Below are 18,686 nucleotides of genomic sequence, written 5' to 3'. Positions count from 1 at the left end.
CTGGCCGGCCACACCCTCGGCCGCGCGGTCCTCATCGCCACCGCTGAGACCCCGGCGGCCTGAGGCACAGCCGCGGGTCGGTGGCCCTCACCGCCCGCGGCCCGCCCGCAGGTGGTGCCGGTCGGCGGCCCTCACCGCGCGACCAGCACCACCCGTCGCTCGCTGCCCCTCAACGGCCCAGCTGGCTCAGGACTCCTCCAGCCGTCGCACGTCCTCCTCGCTCCACGCGCGTGTGTCGCGCGGTTCCGTGTACGGCTCCTTGTCCGGCGGCAGACCGCCGACGATCGCCCGCTGCCGGACGCTCTCGGCGTCGAACTCCAGCCCGAGCAGGATGGCCAGGTTGCTGATCCACAGCCACACCAGGAAGACGATGACGCCGGCCATGGTGCCGTAGGTCTTGTTGTACGAGGCGAAGTTCGCCACGTAGAACGCGAAGCCCGCCGAGGCGATCATCCAGATGAGCAGGGCCAGGAGGCTGCCCGGGGTGATCCACCGGAAGCCCTTGACCTTGGCGTTGGGAGCGGCCCAGTACAGGATGGCGATCATGAGGGTGACCAGGACGACGAGGACCGGCCACTTGGCGATCGACCACACCGTCAGTGCCGTGTCCCCGATGCCGAGGGCGGTGCCGGCCTGGCGGGCGATGCCGCCGGTGAAGACCACGATCAGGGCGCTGACGACAGCGAGGACCATCAGCACGACGGTGAGCGCGACCCGCAGGGGCAGGATCTTCCAGACCGGGCGTCCCTCGGGCATGTCGTACACCCTGTTCGCGGAGCGGATGAACGCCGCGATGTAGCCGGAGGCGGACCAGATCGCCAGCACCAGGCCCACGATCGCCATGATGGAGCCGGTGCCGGCGTTGCCCTGGAGCTGTTCGACGGCTCGGGTGATGATGTCGCGGGCCGAGCCCGGGGTGAGCTGCTTGAGGTTGTCGAGCACCTTGTCGGTGGCCGACTTGCCGGTCAGTCCCAGCAGGGACACCAGGACCAGCAGGGCCGGGAACAGGGACAGCACGCCGTAGTAAGTGAGGGCGGCCGCGCGGTCGGTCAGTTCGTCGTCCTTGAACTCGCGCACGGCTCCTTTGAACACTCCGCCCCACGCGTGCTTCGGCAGCCGCGTCGGTGTGTCCGGCGCCTCGCGCTCCACCTCGGGCCCCGGCCCGGCCTCCTCGGGCGCCGGAGCCTCGCGGGCCTCGACTTCGTCCTCGCCGTGCTGCGCCTTGTGTCCTGGAAGATGCAACCTCGCCATGCGCACCGGGTAACCGCGATGCCTCGGCCTACGCCACCCAGCAGTGAACCCCCAGGCCCCCGGCGCCGGGCGCCGCAACCTCCGCCGGCCGCGCCCATGCCCCCCTCAGCTGTCGTAATCCACCGTCAGCGTCTCGGACGCCGGGAACGACTGGCAGGTCAGGACATAGCCGGCGTCGACCTCGGCCGGTTCCAGGGCGTAGTTGCGGCGCATCTCCGCCTCGCCCTCGGTGACCAGGGCGCGGCAGGTGCCGCAGACTCCGCCCTTGCAGGCGAAGGGCAGGTCGGGGCGGGTCTTCTGGGCGCCGTCCAGGATGGTGCGGGCGCGGGAGAGGGCGCCGGTGGTGGAGCGGCCGTCGAGGGTGATGGTGACCTGGCTGACGGGCCCCTCCGCGGCGGCGTCCTCGTGGCGCACCTCGCGCACCGGCTCGTCGTCGGCGTAGAAGAGCTCCTGGTGGATCCGGTCGGCGGGGACCTCGAGGTCGGAGAGCACGCGCAGGGCGTCGCGGACCATGCCGTGCGGGCCGCACAGCCACCAGTGGTCGGCCGAGCCGACGTCCACCAGCGCGTCGAGGAGCGCGGCGAGCCGCTCGGCGTCCAGCCGGCCGGAGAGCACCTCGGCCTCGCGGGGCTCGCGGGAGAGGACGTGGGCGAGCTGGAAGCGGGTGGGGTGGAGGTCCTTCAGGTCGGCGAGTTCGTCGGCGAACATCACCGAGTCGGTGCGGCGGTTGCCGTAGAAGAGGGTGACCTGGGAGCGGTCGTCGGCGGCGAGCACCGATTCGGCGATGGACAGCATGGGGGTGATGCCGGAGCCGGCCGCGATCAGGACGTGGTGGCCGGGGGTCGCGAGGTCGGGGGTGAAGGCGCCGGTCGGTGCCATCACCTCGACGACTTCCCCGGGGGCGAGCTCGCGCACCAGCCAGGAGGAGAACAGGCCGCCGGGCACCTCCCGCACGCCGATGCGGGGCGGGGTGCCGGCCGGGGCGCAGATGGAGTACGACCGTCGCTCGTCCCGTCCGTCGACCTGGCGGCGCAGGGTGAGCGACTGCCCGGGGGCGAAGGCGAACTCCTCGGACAGTTCGTCGGGGATCTCGAAGGCGACGGTGGCCGCGTCCTCGCAGAGCCGCCGCACCTCGGCCACCCGCAGCGCGTGGAACGCGGGCCGGCGGCGCGGAGCCCGGACCGGGGCGGGGCTCAACAGGTCCTCCATCAGATCTCCTTGACGTACTCGAACGGCTCGCGGCAGGCGCGGCAGCGCCACAGTGCCTTGCAGGAGGTGGCGCCGAACCGGGAGGTCTCCTCGGTGTCCGCCGAGCCGCAGCGCGGGCAGGCCACCTCGTGCCGGGTCGGGGAGAGCACCAGCGGCACCGGGCCGGGTGCGGGCCGGGGCGCGGGGCCGGGTGGGGCGATGCCGTGCTCGGCGAGCTTGCGGCGCCCGTCGGGGGTGATCCAGTCGGTGGTCCAGGGCGGGTCGAGCCGGGTGCGGATCTCCACGCGCGCGTGGCCGGCGTCCGTCAGCCGGGCGGCCATCGCGGCGCGCATCTCGGCCATCGCCGGGCAGCCGGAGTAGGTCGGGGTGAGGGTCGCGACGACCGTCCCGTCCGCCCCGACCTCGACCTCGCGCAGCACTCCGAGGTCGGCCAGGGTGAGCATGGGCAGTTCGGGGTCCGGGACCGTCGAGGCGATCTGCCTGGCGCGCCCCGCGTCGGTCAAGGCGGTCGAGGCGGTCGAGGCGGTCACCATGTCGCCCCCGGGTGGGCCCGGGCCACGGACTGCAACTCGGCCAGCAGCGGCGCGAGATGCTCGGTGTGGCGCCCGTCGCGGCCCCGCCCGGGCAGGGGCTGCCAGGCGGGCATGCTCAGTCCGGAGGCCTCCGCCACCTGGCCGAGGACGGCGACCACCTCGTCCCGCACGTCGTACGCCGAGAACAACTCGCCCAGGTAGGGGGCGACTTGACCGAGAGCGGCCTGGGTACGGCGGTGCGACTCCTCGGTGCCGTCACCGAGCCGTACGGCCCATTCGGCGGCCCACTGCCGGTGGTAGGCCAGCTCCTTCACGCCCTTGGCGGCGACGGCGGAGAGCACCGGGTCGGGATCCCGGGTCAGCCGCTCGAAGTGCGCGAGGCGCCAGCTGGACAGCACCAGCAGCCGTACGACGCTGAACGCGAAGTCCCCGTTGGGCAGTTCGGCCAGGCGTACGTTGCGGAAGTCGTCCGCGTCGCGGAAGTAGGCGTAGGCGTCCTCGCCCCGGCCGGTGCCGTCGGCCTGGCCGCAGCGGGCGTACAGCAGGCGGGCCTGGCCGAGGAGGTCGAGGCCGATGTTGGCGAGGGCCACCTCCTCCTCCAGCTCGGGTGCCCGGGTGGTCCACTCGCCGAGCCGCTGCGCCGAGACGAGGGCGTCGTCGCCGAGCGCGAGGCAGCGCGTGGCGAGGTCGTCCCGGTCGACGCCGGCCGGGACGGTGGTGTCCACGCCGTGCAGGGGGTCCTCGAAGCCGGTGCCGAAGGCCCAGCGGGCGTCGCTGTCGTCGTGTCCCTCGGCGAGGGTCATGTAGACGTGGTCGTCACTCATGCCTGTTCCTCGATGCGGGACTAGATGTGCGGGACGTCGTCGGGGATGTCGTAGAAGGTGGGGTGGCGGTAGACCTTGTCGGCGCTGGGCTCGAAGAAGGGGTCCTTCTCGTCGCGGGTGGAGGCCGCGATGTGTTCCGAGCGCACGGCCCAGATGCTCACTCCCTCGTTGCGCCGCGTGTACAGGTCGCGGGCGTGGGTGAGGGCCATGCGGTCGTCGGCCGCGTGCAGCGAGCCCACATGGACGTGGTTCAGCCCGCGCTTGCCGCGCACGAAGATCTCGTACAGCGGCCAGCTCGCCCTGGTCTCCTGCTCGTCGCTCATACCGTCGCTCCCTGGTGCGCGCCCGCCTGCCGCCCGGTCGCGAGCACCTGCTGCCCGCCCGCGCGTGCCTTCTGTTTCGCCGCGTGTGCCGCGGCCGCCTGCCGAACCCAGGCGCCGTCCTCGTGGGCGCTGCGGCGCCGCTCGACGCGCTGCGCGTTGCACGGTCCGCCGCCCTTGATGACCCGCATCAGCTCGTCCCAGTCGGGGGTGCCGAAGTCGTGCCGGCCGCGCTCCTCGTTCCACCGCAGCTCCGGGTCGGGCAGGGTCACGCCGAGCTTCTCGGCCTGCGGCACGGTCATGTCGACGAAGCGCTGCCGCAGTTCGTCGTTGCTGTGCCGCTTGATCTTCCACGCCATGGAGGCCGCCGAGTTGGGGGAGTTGTCGTCCGGCGGGCCGAACATCATGAGGGACGGCCACCACCAGCGGTTCACCGCGTCCTGGACCATCTCCCGCTGGGCGTCGGTGCCGCGCATCATGGTCATCAGCAGTTCGTAGCCCTGCCGCTGGTGGAAGGACTCCTCCTTGCAGATCCGCACCATCGCGCGCGCGTAGGGGCCGTAGGAACTGCGGCACAGCGGCACCTGGTTGCAGATGGCCGCGCCGTCGACGAACCAGCCGATCACTCCGACGTCGGCGAAGGTCGGGGTCGGGTAGTTGAAGATCGACGAGTACTTCTGCCGGCCCTCGATCAGCCGCTCGGTGAGGTCCGCGCGGTCGGCGCCGAGGGTCTCGGCGGCCGAGTAGAGGTACAGGCCGTGACCGGCCTCGTCCTGGACCTTCGCGAACAGGATCGCCTTGCGGCGCAGCGAGGGCGCGCGGGTGATCCACTCGCCCTCGGGCTGCATGCCGATGATCTCCGAGTGCGCGTGCTGCGCGATCTGCCGGATCAGCGTGCTGCGGTAGCCGTCGGGCATCCAGTCGCGCGGTTCGACGCGCTGGTCGCGGGCGATCGTCGCGTCGAAGTGCCTCTGGAGCTCCGGTTCGGCGGGCCCCGCGGGACCGGACTGTGCGTCTGTCATGGACTCTCCCCAACCGACCGTTCGTTCGGCCAATTGTACGATGCTTTCCGCTGGGCTACCAGTGCCTCCGGCGACCTTCGCACAAGGCCGCCCACCAGCGCGGACGCTCGGCGACACGGCCCGCTCAGACTCGCTCCACCAGCATCGCGACGCCCTGGCCGACGCCGACGCACAGGGTGGCGAGACCTCGGCGGGCGTCCTCCCGTTCCAGCCGGCCCAGCAGGGTGAGCAGGATGCGGGCGCCCGAGCAGCCCAGGGGATGGCCCAGCGCGATGGCCCCGCCGTCGGCGTTGACCTTGTCCTCGTCGAGCTTGAGGCGGCGCACGACGGCGAGTGCCTGTGCGGCGAACGCCTCGTTCAGCTCGATCGCACCCAGGTCCGCGGCCTGCCATCCGGCCCGGGCGAGGACCTTCTCGGTGGCGGGGACCGGCCCGAGGCCCATGAGGTTCGGCTGCACACCGGCCGAGGCGGAGGTGACGACCCGGGCGCGCGGGGTGAGCCCGTACCGCTCCACGGCCGCCGCGCTCGCCACCACCAGCGCCGCCGCCCCGTCGGACAGCGGGGAGGAGGAGCCGGCGGTCACGATGCCGCCCTCACGGAAGACGGTGCGCAGTGTGCCCAGCTTCTCCAGCGTGGTGCCGGGGCGCGGCCCCTCGTCCCGGGTGACCTCGCCGTCCTTCACGGGGACCGGCACGAGCTCCCGGTCGAAGTGCCCCGCCGCCTGGGCCGTGAGGGCCCGTTGGTGGCTGCGCAGGGCGAAGGCGTCGGAGTCGGCGCGGCTGATGCCGTCGAGCGCGGCGACCTCCTCGGCGGTCTCCCCCATCGACAGGGTCATCTTCACCGCCTCGGGCCCGGCGTCCGCGGGCACGGCGCGGTCGGCGGCGGTGAAGCGCGGGTTGGTGAAGCGCCAGCCCAGCGAGGTGTCGTGCACCTCCCCCGGCTTGGCCCAGGGCGTGCCGGGCTTCGCCATCACCCAGGGGGCCCTGGTCATCGACTCCACTCCTCCGGCCACGACCAGGTCCGCCTCACCGGCGCGGATCGCCTGGGCGGCGGAGGCGACCGCCGTCAGGCCCGAGGCGCAGAGCCGGTTGACGGTGTGACCGGGCACGGTGTGCGGGAGTCCGGCCAGCAGCACGGCCATGCGGGCCACGTCCCGGTTGTCCTCCCCGGCCTGGTTGGCGGCGCCCAGGATCACCTCGTCCAGGGCCTCGGCGGGAGCCCCGGAGCGCCGCAGCGCCTCTCCCACGACGAGGGCGGCCAGGTCGTCGGGACGGATGCCGGCCAGGGCGCCGCCGTAGCGGCCCTGCGGGGTGCGGGCGCCGTCGATCAGATAGACCTCGTCAGGCATGGGCGGACTCCTCTACGGCTGCGGCGGGGCGCCTTCCGGTCCAGCGGGACCGCGAGCTCGTCGGCACCCCCACCCGGGCGAACGCCTCGCCCGCGCGGGGGAACCACGCGGAAAACCGTGCCTCGTGCGGCATGGGGTCCACCTCTTGACAGGCAGGGGTCCGACTGGATTACTTGGCCGTGCCGCACGCTAACCGAATGTTCGGTCGGGCCACAAGGTGGTGCACACGGTGACACGAGCCGCTGACGCGACGTCGGACCCCGTCGCGTCGATGTTCGCCGGGGACCAGGCGTCCCGGGCCCTGGGCATCGAGCTCCTGGAGCACGGCCCGGGGACCGCCGTGCTCCGGATGACCGTGACGGCGGCCATGGTGAACGGGCACGGCATCGCCCACGGCGGCCTGCTCTTCCTGCTGGCCGACAGCGCCTTCGCGTGCGCCTGCAACAGCCACGGGCCGGTGACCGTCGCGGCCGGGGCCGACATCGACTTCGTCACCTCCGCCCACGAGGGCGACGTCCTGACGGCCACCGCCGTGCAACGCACCCGCTACGGCCGGAGCGGCATATACGACGTGAGCGTGCTGCGCGGCGACGAGGTGGTCGCGGAGTTCCGCGGGCGCAGCCGCAGCATCGGTACGAGGAGCAAGGAGTCGCAGCCATGACCAGCGAGCGCGAGACCCCGGCGACGGCCCCCGCCCGCCGCGGGGAGCCGCTTCCCGACGGCCTGCTCGACGACGGAGAGCGCCTGTCCCGCGAGGAGCTGCGCGCCCTTCAGCTGAGCCGGCTGCGCACGACCCTGCGGCACGCCTACGACCACGTCGAGCTGTACCGCAAGAAGCTCGACGAGGCCGGCGTCACCCCCGAGGACTGCCGGACCCTGGAGGACCTGGCCCGCTTCCCGTTCACCACCAAGGCCGATCTGCGCGACACCTATCCGTTCGGCATGTTCGCCGTCCCCATGGACCAGGTCCGCCGCGTCCACGCCTCCAGCGGCACCACCGGCCGCCCCACCGTGGTCGGTTACACCGAGAACGACCTGTCCATGTGGGCGGACATGGTGGCCCGTTCGAACCGCGCCGCCGGCGGCCGTCCCGGCCACAAGGTGCACATCTCCTACGGCTACGGCCTGTTCACCGGCGGCCTCGGCGCCCACTACGGCGCCGAGCGGGCGGGGTGCACGGTGATTCCCGCGTCGGGCGGGATGACCGCGCGCCAGGTGCAGATCATCCAGGACTTCCGGCCCGAGATCATCATGGTCACGCCGTCCTACATGCTCACCCTGCTCGACGAGTTCGAGCGGCAGGGCGTCGACCCGCGCACCAGCTCCCTGAAGGTGGGAGTCTTCGGTGCCGAGCCGTGGACGGAGGAGATGCGCCGCGAGATCGAGGAGCGCATGGACATCCACGCCGTCGACATATACGGCCTGTCCGAGGTGATCGGTCCCGGTGTCGCCCAGGAGTGCGTGGAGACCAAGGACGGACTGCACGTGTGGGAGGACCACTTCTACCCCGAGGTCGTCGACCCGATCACCGGCGAGAGCCTGCCCGAGGGCGAGGAGGGCGAGCTGGTCTTCACCTCGCTCACCAAGGAGGCGCTGCCGATCATCCGTTACCGCACCCGTGACCTGACCCGGCTGCTGCCCGGCACCGCACGGCCCGCGTTCCGCCGTATCGAGAAGATCACCGGCCGCTGCGACGACATGATCATCCTGCGTGGGGTGAACGTCTTCCCGAGCCAGATCGAGGAGATCGTGCTGCGCACCCCCGGGGTCGCCCCGCACTTCCAGATCGAACTGTCCCGGCGTGACCGCATGGACCACATGACGGTACGGGTCGAGGCCCGCCCCGGCACGCCCGACGGCCGGCGTGAGGCCGCCGCGCGTTCGATCGCTCAGGGCGTCAAGGACGGCGTGGGTGTCACCGTGGCCGTCACGATCGTCGATCCCGACACCCTGGAGCGCTCCCTCGGCAAACTGCGCCGGGTCAGGGACCTCCGCACGGCGTGAGCGCCGCAGAAACCCCGGCAGAAAACGACGAAGGCAAGGAGAGCGATCTCCTTGCCTGTCTCAAGTTATAGCGCACAGGGGGGCTTGCGGCAAGGCCCGGGGTACGGCGCAGAATCTTCGGCCGAGCCCACCACCTGCGGAAATGAGGGCGCCGACGTGCGTGTGTCAACGCAACGGAACACGACTGTCTCGGGGGGAACACGATGAGCGAGCGGTATGTGTCCGCTCTCCAGGAGATCGACCGCAGTCAGGTCGCCCTGGTGGGAGGCAAGGGCGCGCACCTGGGCGAGCTGTCGCGGATCGAGGGCGTGCGCGTGCCGGCCGGCTTCTGTGTGACCACGGACGCCTTCCGGCGGATCATGGCGCGGGAACCCTCGGTCGAGGCCCAGCTCGAAGAGCTGGCGCGTGCCACCCCGGACGACCGGGAGGCGATCCGCACGCTCAGCGCGCGGATCCGCCGGACCGTCGAGGAGATCGCCGTCCCGGAGGACATCGCCGCCGCGATCACCGGCGCGCTCGCCCGGCTCGGCGAGCAGGAGGCCTACGCCGTCCGCTCCAGCGCGACCGCGGAGGACCTGCCGACGGCCTCCTTCGCCGGCCAGCAGGACACCTACCTGAACGTCGTCGGGCCGGCGGAGGTCCTGCGGCACGTCCGCCGGTGCTGGGCTTCCCTGTTCACCGAGCGGGCGGTGACCTACCGTCAGCGGGGCGGCATCGACCACCGTACGGTCCACATGGCGGTGGTCGTGCAGCGGATGGTCTTCCCGCACGCGTCCGGCATCCTCTTCACGGCCGACCCCGTCACGGGCAACCGGAGGGTGGCCACCGTGGACGCCGGCTTCGGCCTCGGCGAAGCGCTGGTCTCCGGTCTGGTGAACCCCGATGTCCTCACCGTGCGCGACGGTGAGGTCGTCTCCAGGACGATCGCCGCCAAACAGCGTGCCGTGCTCGCGCTGCCGGACGGCGGCACCCAGGAGACGGCCGTCGAGGCGGAGCGCCAGAAGCAACCCGCGCTGACGGATGCTCAGGCGGTCGAGCTCGTGCGGCTGGGGCGGCTGATCGAGGCGCACTTCGGCAGCCCGCAGGACATCGAGTGGTGCCTGGTCGACGACGGCTTCCACATCGTGCAGAGCCGGCCGATCACCACGCTGTTCCCGGTCCCGGCCCGTGACGACGAAGACCGTCACATCTATGTCTCCGTGGGCCATCAGCAGATGATGACCGACGCCATGAAGCCGCTGGGGCTGTCCGTGTGGCGGCACACGGCCATGGTGCCGATGGCCGAGGCGGGCGGAAGGCTGTTCGTCGACGTCACCCGGCGCCTTGCCTCGCCCGCGAGCCGCGCCGCCCTCCTGGACCTGATGGGCAAGGGCGACCCGCTGGTCAGGGATGCGCTGGAGACCGTCCTCGACCGCGACGACTTCGTGCTGCCGCTCCCGGAGACGGGCCCCGGCGGACCGCCGACCCGCACCGCATCCGCGCCGGCGGCCGCTTCCGCCCCTGCCGCTGCTTCCGCGCGTGCGGCTGCTTCCGCCCCTGCGGCGGCTTCCGCTCCTCCGCCCGCGCCCGCGCCCGCGCCGATCGCGACCGATCCGGCCATCGTGACCGGCCTGATCGAGCGCAACGAGGCCTCTCTCGCCGCCCTGGAGCGCGACATCCGCACGAAGGCCGGACCGGAGCTGTTCGACTTCCTGCGGGAGGCCTTCGGGGAGCACAAGCGGGTCCTCACCGACCCGCTGAACCTGCCGGTGATCATGGCGGGGATGGAAGCCACCTGGTGGCTCAACGACAAGCTGCACGAGTGGCTGGGCGAGAAGAACGCGGCGGACACGCTCACCCTGTCCGCCCCCGACAACATCACCTCGGAGATGGGCCTGGCGCTGCTCGACGTCGCCGACGTGGTCCGGGCACGTCCGGAGGTGGTCGAGTTCCTCCAGGGCGTCGAGGACGAGGGCTTCCTGGACGAGCTGCCGAAGCTCGCGGGCGGCGCCGAGGCGCGCCAGGCCATCGAGGCCTATCTCGACCGGTACGGCATGCGGTGCGTCGGCGAGATCGACATCACGCGGCCGCGGTGGCGTGAGCGTCCCACCACCCTCGTGCCCGTGATCCTCGACAACGTCAGGAACTTCGAACCGGGCGCCGCCCGGCGGCGGTTCGAGGAAGGCCGGCTGAAGGCCGAGCGGAAGGAACAGGAGGTGCTGTCCCGGCTGCGGGCCCTGCCGGACGGGGCGCACAAGGCCGACGAGACAAAGCGGATGATCGACCGGGTCCGCACCTTCATCGGGTACCGGGAGTATCCGAAGTACGGCATCATCAGCCGCTACTTCGTCTACAAGCAGGCGCTGCTGGCGGAGGCCGAGCGGCTCGTGCGGGCCGGTGTGCTCGCCGAGCGGGACGACTGCTTCTACCTCACCTTCGAGGAGTTCCGGGACGTCGTACGGTCGAACGAGCTGGACCACCGGCTCGTCCAGGAGCGCAAGGAGGCGTTCCGGGCGTACCAGGCGCTCACCCCGCCCCGGGTCCTCACCTCGGACGGCGAGGCCGTCAGCGGGGCGTACCGGCGCGACGACGTGCCGGACGGCTCCCTCGTCGGACTGGCGGTGTCCGCCGGGACGGTCGAGGGGCGGGCCCGTGTCGTCCTCGACATGGCCGACGCCGATCTCGAAGCCGGCGACATCCTGGTCACGGCCTTCACGGACCCCAGCTGGTCACCGCTCTTCGTCGGCATCGCGGGCCTGGTGACGGAGGTGGGCGGCCTGATGACCCACGGCGCGGTCATCGCCCGCGAGTACGGCCTGCCCGCGGTGGTGGGCGTCGAGGGGGCGACCCGGCTGATCCGGGACGGGCAACGGATCCGCGTGCACGGCACCGACGGGTACGTCGAGATCCTGGCCTGACCGGCCGGGCAGCGGGCCGGCGGCTCACGGGACCTCGCGTCCCGGAGCGGTCGGCCCGACGCGGTGTCAGACCCCCGTGAGAGCGTGGTCGGTGGACGGGCGGCGCGTGGCGGGCGCCGGGTGGCGCCGGTCGGGTCAATCGCCGTGGGCGCCCAGTCGAGGGGGCGGTGCCGTGAAGGACGTCGACACCCAGTTCCTGCGCGGTCTGTTCGACGAGGAAGGCAGCCTGCACACAGCGGGCCGCACCGCCCTGTACCGGCTCTACGGCATCGAAGGGCTGCTGTACGTCGGCATCACCACCAGCCCGCTCACCCGTATCCGCACCCATCTGCGCCGGCAGCCCTGGGGGCCCCGCGTCATCGCCGTCCGTATCGAGTACCCCGACCACGCGGAGGCCGCCGAGCGCGAGACCGTCCAGGCCGAACGTCCCCTGTACAACGTGGTCTTCAACGGGACGGCCCCTCCCCCGCCGCCCGACCCGGTCGCCCGGCTCAGGGCCCGGCTGTCCGTGCATCAGCAGCGGCTGGAGGAGTTCGAGGCGGCCGTACCGGAGTCCACGACGCATCTGCGGCTCATCGTGCGGGGCATCGCCTCGGCGAAGAGCGCGATCGCGAAGCTGACCGAGGAGATCGCCGTGGCCGAGGCCGCACAGCGCCCCGCTGCCCGGAGCCGGGGTGCGTCCGGGCGCTGACGCCGACGAGGGCCGGCCGGCTGCGCGGTCGGCCCTCGGGGCCTGTTCCTGGCTACGGCCGTCAGCCGCAGGTCAGGGTCGGTGTCCCCCAGTCGCCGTGGTCGTTGCCGTTGCCGTCGCCGGCGTCGCCGACTTGGAGGTCGACCACCTGCGCGCCGCTGACGTCGACGTCGATCGGCACGGCGGCCTGTCCGCCGCGGATCGTCGGCGTGGTGACCAGGGTCCTGCCGTCGGCGACCACGGAGAACGTCACCGTTCCCGCCCCGCCGGTCTCGTCGTCGACGCCCACGTTCGCCGTCAACCGCGTGCAGTTTCCGGCGAGATAGAGCTGGACGTCGCTGAGCGAGTTGGTGCCGAGGCCCTTGGGGTAGGTCACGCCCGCGATGCTGATCGGGCGGCCGTCCCCGGCGGCCTGCTCGCCGACGCTGCTGTCCCGTTCCACCGGACCCCATCCGTTGGTGGAGGACAGGAAGGGCAGGTCGCTCACCGCACTGTTCCCGGCCGGTGGAGCCGGGGGGATGCCGCCGATGACGCGTTCGTCGGCGCCCGAGGCCTGCCGCCCGTTCTGCACGTAGTGCACGGTGGTGGTCAGGGCCGAGGCGGAGGGCAGGTCCCCGGTCGGTGGCTGGACCTTCCAGGTGAAGCCGGCCGAGGCGCCGGGTCGCAGGCGCTTGAGGGAGGTCGGGCCGGTGGCGCTGACGCTCCAGCCGTCGGGGGCGGAGAGTGCGGCTGTCAGGTCGGACGCCGGGCGGCCGTTCTTCGGGACCGTCACGGTCGTGCTCGCGGTGAAGGCCGCTCCCGGCTGGGCGGTGTCGGGTACGGACAGGGTGACGCGGGCTCCGGGAGGCTTGGGCATCGCGTACGTGCGGGCGTCGTAGCGCGGGCTGTCGTTCTGTGCGACCCGCAGGGACGAGGCGTAGCTGCCGTAGTTGGTGAGGGAGACCTTGCCGAGGCCGCCGGTGCTGCCGTCCAGGTTCCACACCGCGATGGCGATGCTGTTGCGGCCGTTGGGGTTCAGGATGCCGTTGGGGACGGGGAACGTGTGCTGTGGGCCTAGGTAGTTGACGTAATTGCCGACCTGCCAGCCGTTGACGAAGATCGTGGCCCGGTACTTGCGTGACGGGTCGTCGGTGAACGTCAGGCCCAGTGAGGTGTCCTGGCCGCGCGGGAGGTCCAGGCGGACGTCGGTGCGGTACCAGGAGACGCCGGGGCGGGTGTCGGTCGTCGGCAGGGAGACCCGGCTCCACTGGGCGTCCGGGTAGCCCGGCAGGGACCAGCCGGCCCGCTCGCCGTACAGGCCGCCCGTGGAGAGCGGACCGCGGACCGTGTCCTGGAGGTCCTCGCCGCCGCGGACGCCCTGCAGGCGCCAGGTGACGGAGGTCAGCGGGGCTCCGACGAGGGAGGCGCTGGTCAGGCCGCGCGCGGTCTTGTTGCCGTTGGTGGAGTTGTAGTCCTCCTCGTGGCCCATGTTCACGGTGAGCACCGAAAGGACGTTGTCGCCCTCGGAGTTGACCGAGCCGGCCGGGAAGGTGAAGTCGGCGCCGCCCGTGGTGGAGCTGCCCAGGAAGGTGCCGTTGAGCCAGGCCGAGAACGCCTGCGCGCCTCCGCCGGAGTCGGACACCAGGTGGATGCCGGTCTCCTTGCCGCTCGCGTGGAAGCGGCCGCGGTACCAGGTGTTGCCGGTGTGGAATCCGTAGTCGTCGGCGTAGAGGACGGGCAGTTTGTTGATGCCGGAGACGCTGTTGGTGGTCGTCTTGTCGGCCACCTGCCAGCTGGTGTCGTCGAAGCCGGGGGCCGCTTCGGGGGATTCCTCGGCGTGCTTCCAGCCGGTGAGCGCCGGCAGGTGGATCGCGGCCGCCGTCGGGATCTGTCCGGTCAGGCCGGGGGTGTCGGTGGCCCGCGTCTTCACCGTCCGGCCGTTCCAGGTGACGCGGGCCGCGGAGGTGAACACCTCGATGTTCCTGTCGTCGGCGTTGTCGCCCGTGAGCGCCACGGTACGGCCGCTGTCGAGGCTCGTCGCCGTCCGCAGCAGGTGCGTGCCGCGCACCAGGACCGGGCCGGTCGCGGTGTCCTGACGCCAGAAGGTCTTCGCCGTGGCCTTGTCTCCCACCAGGAGCAGCAGCGGGCGCTGTCCGGCGCCGGTGACGCTGATGCGGATCAGGCCCTTGTGGGTGTAGTTCAGGCGCAGGTCACCGGTGGTGGCGTCCCAGGTGGTCGCGACCGTGCCGCCGGTGGCGGTCACCGTGGGCTCGGAGGCGTACCGCAGGACCGTCTCGCCGTCGCTGTCCGCGTCGCCGTACAGGACCGCGACGTCCCGGTCGCCGATGGTCGCGTCGGTCATGAGCTCGGAGGTCGAGTACTGCAACTGGGCCTCTCCGAGACGGTAGTTGGCCACAATGACGTGGGAGTCGCGGCCGTCGAGGGTGATCGCGGTGCCGGGCTGCTGGGGCACGACCGGGTAGGTCGGCTGCTCGGCGGCGGTACCGGTCGGCACGTCGATGGCGTCGATCGCGACGTAGTTGTCGGTGGAGCCCGAGCCGTGGGTGCCGGTGACGACGATCTTCAGGGTGTGCGCGCCGGGCGCAAGGCCGGTCTTCTGGAAGATGACCGCCTGGTTCTCGCTGCCGGAGTCGTCGACCGTGGCGACCTTGGTGCCGTCGAGGTAGACGTCGGCGTTGCCGTGGTTGTCGGTCTTGGAGCCGATCCAGCGGACGGCGGTGCCGTCGAAGGGCACGGTGAGCGAGTCACCGGCCTTGTTGGAGAACGACTCGGTGTGCTTGTAGTCGCCGCCGGTGTAGCTCGTGTCGTGCACGTGCGACCACGAACCGGCGTACTGGAGCGCGGAGTCGGGGTCGTCCCAGGTGTAGGTGGTGTCACCGGCCGGCTGGGCGTTGAAGTCCAGCGAGATGTGCGTCCGGTCGACGGCCGTGGACGTGGAGTTGCCGTGCCGCAGCACATGGAACTGCGTCCTGGTGTCGGGGTTCATCCGGGCGGTGTCGACGACCGCGGAGTCGTCCGGGGGTGTGGCCCGGATCGCGTCGGTCTTGGTGAGCGGGGCCACCGCCTGGGTGAAGTAGCCGATCAGCTTGTCCTCGTCGTACTTCGGGTCGAGCTGACGGGTCTCACGGATCGCGGCTCCGTAGTCGTACGAGGTGTAGTTCTGGGGCATGCTCAGCCAGCCCCAGTTGGTGCCGCCGTAGGTCATGTAGAAGCTCTGCGCGGTCGCGCCGACGGCGATGTTCTGCTTGTAGAAGACGTTGGCGAACCGGTCGTTGATCAGCTGGGCGCACTTGTCGTAGCCGGGGCCGCCCCAGGGGTCGAAGGCGCCGCCCTGGAACTCCGGGGAGTACAGGGGCTTTCCGGCCGGGTGGTCGTAGCTGATGTCGGGGACGCCGTTCCACTTCGTGGGGTTGGAGCAGTCGAAGCCCTGCGGGTAGGAGTCCGGGCCGTCCACGTCGAGGGCGCCGTCACCGGAGTTGAAGGTGCCGTTGTTGTTGCCGGTGAGCGGCACGGTGATGCCGTCGGCGCGGGCCTTGTCCTCCAGGTGCCGCATGTAGGAGCGGGCGGCCGCGGAGCCGTTGTAGTACTCGTTCTCGACCTGATAGGCGATCACCGAGCCGGTGCCGTTGGTGAGTTGGTGCCGGGCGATGATCCGGTCGATCCGCGTCAGCCACTCGTCGGCGTACGCGAGGAAGCGCGGGTCGTCGCTGCGGTTGTTCTCGGCCTTGGTGGTCAGCCAGCCGGGCAGACCGCCGCTGTCGACCTCGGCGTTGATGTAGGGCGCGGGGCGCGCGATGACGTAGAGCCCGGCCTCCTCGGCCATGTCGAGGAGCTTGTCGACGTCACGGACGCCGCCGAAGTCGTAGACGCCCGGCTTGGGCGAGTGGTAGCCCCAGTCGAAGTACAGGGACGTGGAGTTGAAGCCGGCGGCCTTCATCTTCTGGAAGATGTCGCGCCACAGGTCGGGGCTCGGGAGCCGGAAGGAGTGGAACTCGCCGGACCAGAGGTAGGTCCGCTTGCCGTCGACGAGGAACGAGTAGCCGTCGTAACTCACCGTGTGTGCCGTCGAGTCGGCGGCCGGTGCGGCGGCCGGTGGCGGTCCGTCCGCCTCCTGTGCCGCGGCCGGCGCGATCATGCCCGTCGCCAGGGCGAGGGTCGCGGCCGTCGCGAGGACGGTCCGCCACCACCCGCGGCGGCCGGGTCTCGCAGTCTCCGGATCGTTCCGATTACCCCGCACTGCGGCCTCCTCAGAGCCTGAGCAATCAGCATCGAACAGACTCAGGCAAAGTCGAACAGTAGGGGGGCAGTTGGCTCAACACAATGGGTCGGAACGAGACAAGGACCTTGTCCGTCCCCCGGCATCCCCCGGTGAACTCACCACCCCCCGAGGCAGACCCGTACCGGATGCCCGGCCCGGCAAGTAGGGTCCGACAGCGTGAGACTCGCGATCTTCGATCTGGACGGCACCCTGGTCGACCGCAGCGGCGCCTTCGCCGATGCCGTCGCCAGCCTGAGCGGCGACCACGGCTACGGTCCGGAGATCGAGCGGTGGCTGCTGACCGAGCTGGCCGACCACGCCGAGCGCGGCGACTTCGACCGGCTGCGCGCCGCCTTCCCCGTCAAGGAGAGCGCCGACCATCTCTGGCGGGTCTACATCGACCGCATGGCGTCCTCGGTGCACTGCCGGCCCGCCGTCCTCAGCAGCCTGGAACGTCTCAAGGGGGCGGGCTGGAGCATCGGTGTCGCCACGAACGGCGCCAGCGACATCCAGCGGGCCAAGATCCAGGCCACCGGGCTCTCCGACCTGATCGACGGGATCGCGGCCTCCGGGGACATCGACATCCGCAAACCGGACCCGCGTCTGTTCGAACTGGCCGCCGCGCGCTGCGGGACACAGCTAAGCCCGGGCGACTGGATGACCGGCGACAATCCCGAGACCGACATCGTCGGCGGCCACGAGGCGGGACTGCGCACCATCTGGGTCACCGGCCGGCCCTGGCCCGAGGGACTGCTCACGCCCCACCACACGGTCCCGGACGTCGTCGCCGCGATCGACTATCTGCTGGAGGAGGACTCGGCGTAGCGCCCCGGGCCTCACCGCAGCGCCCCGGGCCTCGGCACCGCTTCCCGGCTCTCGGCACCGCTTCCCGGCCCTCCTCACCACTCCCCGGCCTCGGCACCGCCTCCCGCTCCCCGGCCCTCCTCACCGCTCCCCGTACTCGGCACCGCCTCCCGCACCCCGGCCTCCGCACCGCTCCCCGGCCTCCGCGTCACTCCCCCGCCTCCGCACCGCTTCCCGCCCCCGGTTCCGTACCCTGGCACGCATGCGCACGCGTCCCACGCTCCACTGGACCCCGCCCTCCGACCTGCCGCCGGGAACCACCGATCTGCGGCCCGTGATCGACGCGCTGAGCGCCGGCGGTGTGCTGGTGCTCACCGGGGCGGGCATCTCGACGGAGTCGGGCATCCCGGCCTACCGGGGCGAGGGCGGAAGCCTGAGCCGCCACACGCCGATGACGTACCAGGACTTCACCGGCTCCGCGCAGGCGCGGCGAAGATACTGGGCGCGCAGCCATCTGGGGTGGCGTACCTTCGGCCGCGCCCGTCCCAACGCCGGGCACCGGGCCGTCGCCGCGTTCGCCCGGCACGGTCTGCTCTCGGGCGTGATCACCCAGAACGTCGACGGTCTGCATCAGGCCGCCGGCAGCGACGATGTCGTGGAGCTGCACGGGAGCCTGGCACGGGTCCGCTGCCTCGCCTGTGACGCCATGACCCCGCGTCATGACCTCGCCGTACGGCTGGAAGCGGCCAACGCGGGATTCGCGCCGGTGGCCGCGACGATCAACCCGGACGGTGACGCCGACCTCTCCGACGAACAGGTCGCCGGCTTCCGGGTCCTGCCCTGCACGGACTGCGGTGGCATCCTCAAGCCCGACGTCGTCTTCTTCGGCGAGTCGGTGCCCTTGCAGCGGATCGAGCACTGCCGCCGGTTGGTCCGCGAGGCGGCATCGCTGCTGGTCCTCGGCTCCTCGCTCACGGTGATGTCCGGGCTCCGCTTCGTCCGCCAGGCGGCCCAGGCGGACAAGCCGGTCCTCATCGTCAACCGGGACCCCACCCGCGGTGACGCGCTCGCCCGCACCCGCGTCGGCCTCCCGTTGGGCACGGCCCTGTCCTCGGTCGCGGACCGGCTGAACCTCTGACCCGACCGCGCGCCGCGGCCCGTTCAGGGACGCGTGGCCGTCTCGCTGTCGGGGTGAATGGTGAAGATCTGGTCGAGGCCGACGAGGCGCAGGATGCGCAGCGTGTTGTCCGGTACGGCGGCCAGGGCGATGTCGGCCTGGACGGCCTCCGCGCGACTGCGGGCGGCGAGCAGAGCCGTGATGCCGCTGGAGTCGCAGAACTCCAGCCCCCGCATGTCCAGGACCAGGCGCGTGCCCGGGCGGAGGGTGAGGCCGTCCAGCAGCTTGTGCAGTCCGGAGACGTTGGCGTAGTCGAGTTCACCGGCGATCTCCACTACGGGACCGGTCTCGGCGTCTCGGGTCGTGATGTTCAGGGGGCTCATCGTTCGTTTCCCGTCCGGGGGGCGT

Annotated in this window: 15 protein-coding genes; 6 read left to right on the top strand and 9 right to left on the bottom strand. The window is 71.7% G+C overall.

Annotated features, from left to right (window positions below):
* Nucleotides 1-186: 186 nt before the first annotated feature.
* The 7 genes from ACFULQ_RS03850 to ACFULQ_RS03820 all read right to left on the bottom strand — a co-directional run bounded on the left by ACFULQ_RS03850 (nt 187) and on the right by ACFULQ_RS03820 (nt 6,507).
* Nucleotides 187-1,251, bottom strand: a complete 1,065-nt coding sequence (locus tag ACFULQ_RS03850; RefSeq protein ID WP_383537687.1) for a YihY/virulence factor BrkB family protein — start codon at nt 1,249-1,251, stop codon at nt 187-189.
* 105 nt (nt 1,252-1,356) lie between these two features.
* Complete coding sequence (gene paaE, locus ACFULQ_RS03845; protein WP_383537684.1) at nt 1,357-2,460, bottom strand: 1,2-phenylacetyl-CoA epoxidase subunit PaaE; 1,104 nt, start codon at nt 2,458-2,460, stop codon at nt 1,357-1,359.
* Nucleotides 2,460-2,993, bottom strand: coding sequence for a 1,2-phenylacetyl-CoA epoxidase subunit PaaD (gene paaD, locus ACFULQ_RS03840; protein WP_383537681.1), 534 nt, complete (start codon nt 2,991-2,993; stop codon nt 2,460-2,462). The genes paaE and paaD overlap by 1 nt, the downstream gene beginning before the upstream one ends.
* Complete coding sequence (gene paaC, locus ACFULQ_RS03835) at nt 2,987-3,817, bottom strand: 1,2-phenylacetyl-CoA epoxidase subunit PaaC (protein ID WP_383537679.1); 831 nt, start codon at nt 3,815-3,817, stop codon at nt 2,987-2,989. The genes paaD and paaC overlap by 7 nt, the downstream gene beginning before the upstream one ends.
* A 20-nt stretch (nt 3,818-3,837) precedes the next feature.
* Nucleotides 3,838-4,140, bottom strand: coding sequence for a 1,2-phenylacetyl-CoA epoxidase subunit PaaB (gene paaB, locus ACFULQ_RS03830; RefSeq protein ID WP_383537676.1), 303 nt, complete (start codon nt 4,138-4,140; stop codon nt 3,838-3,840).
* Complete coding sequence (gene paaA / locus ACFULQ_RS03825) at nt 4,137-5,159, bottom strand: 1,2-phenylacetyl-CoA epoxidase subunit PaaA (RefSeq protein ID WP_383537673.1); 1,023 nt, start codon at nt 5,157-5,159, stop codon at nt 4,137-4,139. The genes paaB and paaA overlap by 4 nt, the downstream gene beginning before the upstream one ends.
* 124 nt (nt 5,160-5,283) lie before the next feature.
* Nucleotides 5,284-6,507: a thiolase family protein gene (locus ACFULQ_RS03820; RefSeq protein ID WP_383537670.1), complete on the bottom strand. Its 1,224-nt coding sequence runs from the start codon at nt 6,505-6,507 to the stop codon at nt 5,284-5,286.
* Nucleotides 6,508-6,778: 271 nt separating this feature from the next.
* Between ACFULQ_RS03820 and paaI the strand changes: the two genes are divergently transcribed.
* The 4 genes from paaI to ACFULQ_RS03800 all read left to right on the top strand — a co-directional run bounded on the left by paaI (nt 6,779) and on the right by ACFULQ_RS03800 (nt 12,099).
* Nucleotides 6,779-7,168, top strand: coding sequence for a hydroxyphenylacetyl-CoA thioesterase PaaI (gene paaI / locus ACFULQ_RS03815; protein WP_383537730.1), 390 nt, complete (start codon nt 6,779-6,781; stop codon nt 7,166-7,168).
* Nucleotides 7,165-8,511, top strand: coding sequence for a phenylacetate--CoA ligase PaaK (gene paaK, locus ACFULQ_RS03810; protein ID WP_383537668.1), 1,347 nt, complete (start codon nt 7,165-7,167; stop codon nt 8,509-8,511). The genes paaI and paaK overlap by 4 nt, the downstream gene beginning before the upstream one ends.
* Before the next feature lie 203 nt (nt 8,512-8,714).
* Nucleotides 8,715-11,408, top strand: coding sequence for a rifamycin-inactivating phosphotransferase (rph, locus tag ACFULQ_RS03805; protein ID WP_383537665.1), 2,694 nt, complete (start codon nt 8,715-8,717; stop codon nt 11,406-11,408).
* Between the two features lie 172 nt (nt 11,409-11,580).
* Nucleotides 11,581-12,099, top strand: coding sequence for a GIY-YIG nuclease family protein (locus tag ACFULQ_RS03800; RefSeq protein ID WP_383537662.1), 519 nt, complete (start codon nt 11,581-11,583; stop codon nt 12,097-12,099).
* 61 nt (nt 12,100-12,160) lie between these two features.
* On the opposite strand, the gene ACFULQ_RS03795 is transcribed toward ACFULQ_RS03800, so the two are convergent.
* Nucleotides 12,161-16,336 carry a beta-galactosidase gene (locus ACFULQ_RS03795; RefSeq protein WP_383537659.1) on the bottom strand — a complete coding sequence of 1,392 codons (4,176 nt, stop codon included), beginning with the start codon at nt 16,334-16,336 and terminating at the stop codon, nt 12,161-12,163.
* Nucleotides 16,337-16,534: 198 nt separating this feature from the next.
* Here ACFULQ_RS03795 and ACFULQ_RS03790 point away from each other — a divergent pair, with 198 nt between their 5' ends.
* Both ACFULQ_RS03790 and ACFULQ_RS03785 read left to right on the top strand, forming a co-directional pair.
* The gene (locus ACFULQ_RS03790; RefSeq protein ID WP_383537656.1) at nt 16,535-17,182 is read left to right on the top strand and encodes an HAD family hydrolase; all 648 of its coding nucleotides are present in this window, start codon (nt 16,535-16,537) and stop codon (nt 17,180-17,182) included.
* A 241-nt stretch (nt 17,183-17,423) separates the two neighbouring features.
* Nucleotides 17,424-18,299: an NAD-dependent protein deacetylase gene (locus tag ACFULQ_RS03785; protein ID WP_383537653.1), complete on the top strand. Its 876-nt coding sequence runs from the start codon at nt 17,424-17,426 to the stop codon at nt 18,297-18,299.
* A gap of 23 nt (nt 18,300-18,322) precedes the next feature.
* Here ACFULQ_RS03785 and ACFULQ_RS03780 read toward each other — a convergent pair whose 3' ends face one another.
* Nucleotides 18,323-18,661: an STAS domain-containing protein gene (locus tag ACFULQ_RS03780; RefSeq protein ID WP_383537651.1), complete on the bottom strand. Its 339-nt coding sequence runs from the start codon at nt 18,659-18,661 to the stop codon at nt 18,323-18,325.
* Nucleotides 18,662-18,686: the final 25 nt, after the last annotated feature.

Source organism: Streptomyces sp. NPDC057253 (assembly GCF_042669125.1).
In the GTDB taxonomy this organism is placed as follows: Bacteria; Actinomycetota; Actinomycetes; order Streptomycetales; family Streptomycetaceae; genus Streptomyces.
The sequence above is the reverse complement of the archived record's forward strand: the minus strand, read 5'-3'. Positions and strand labels throughout refer to the sequence as shown.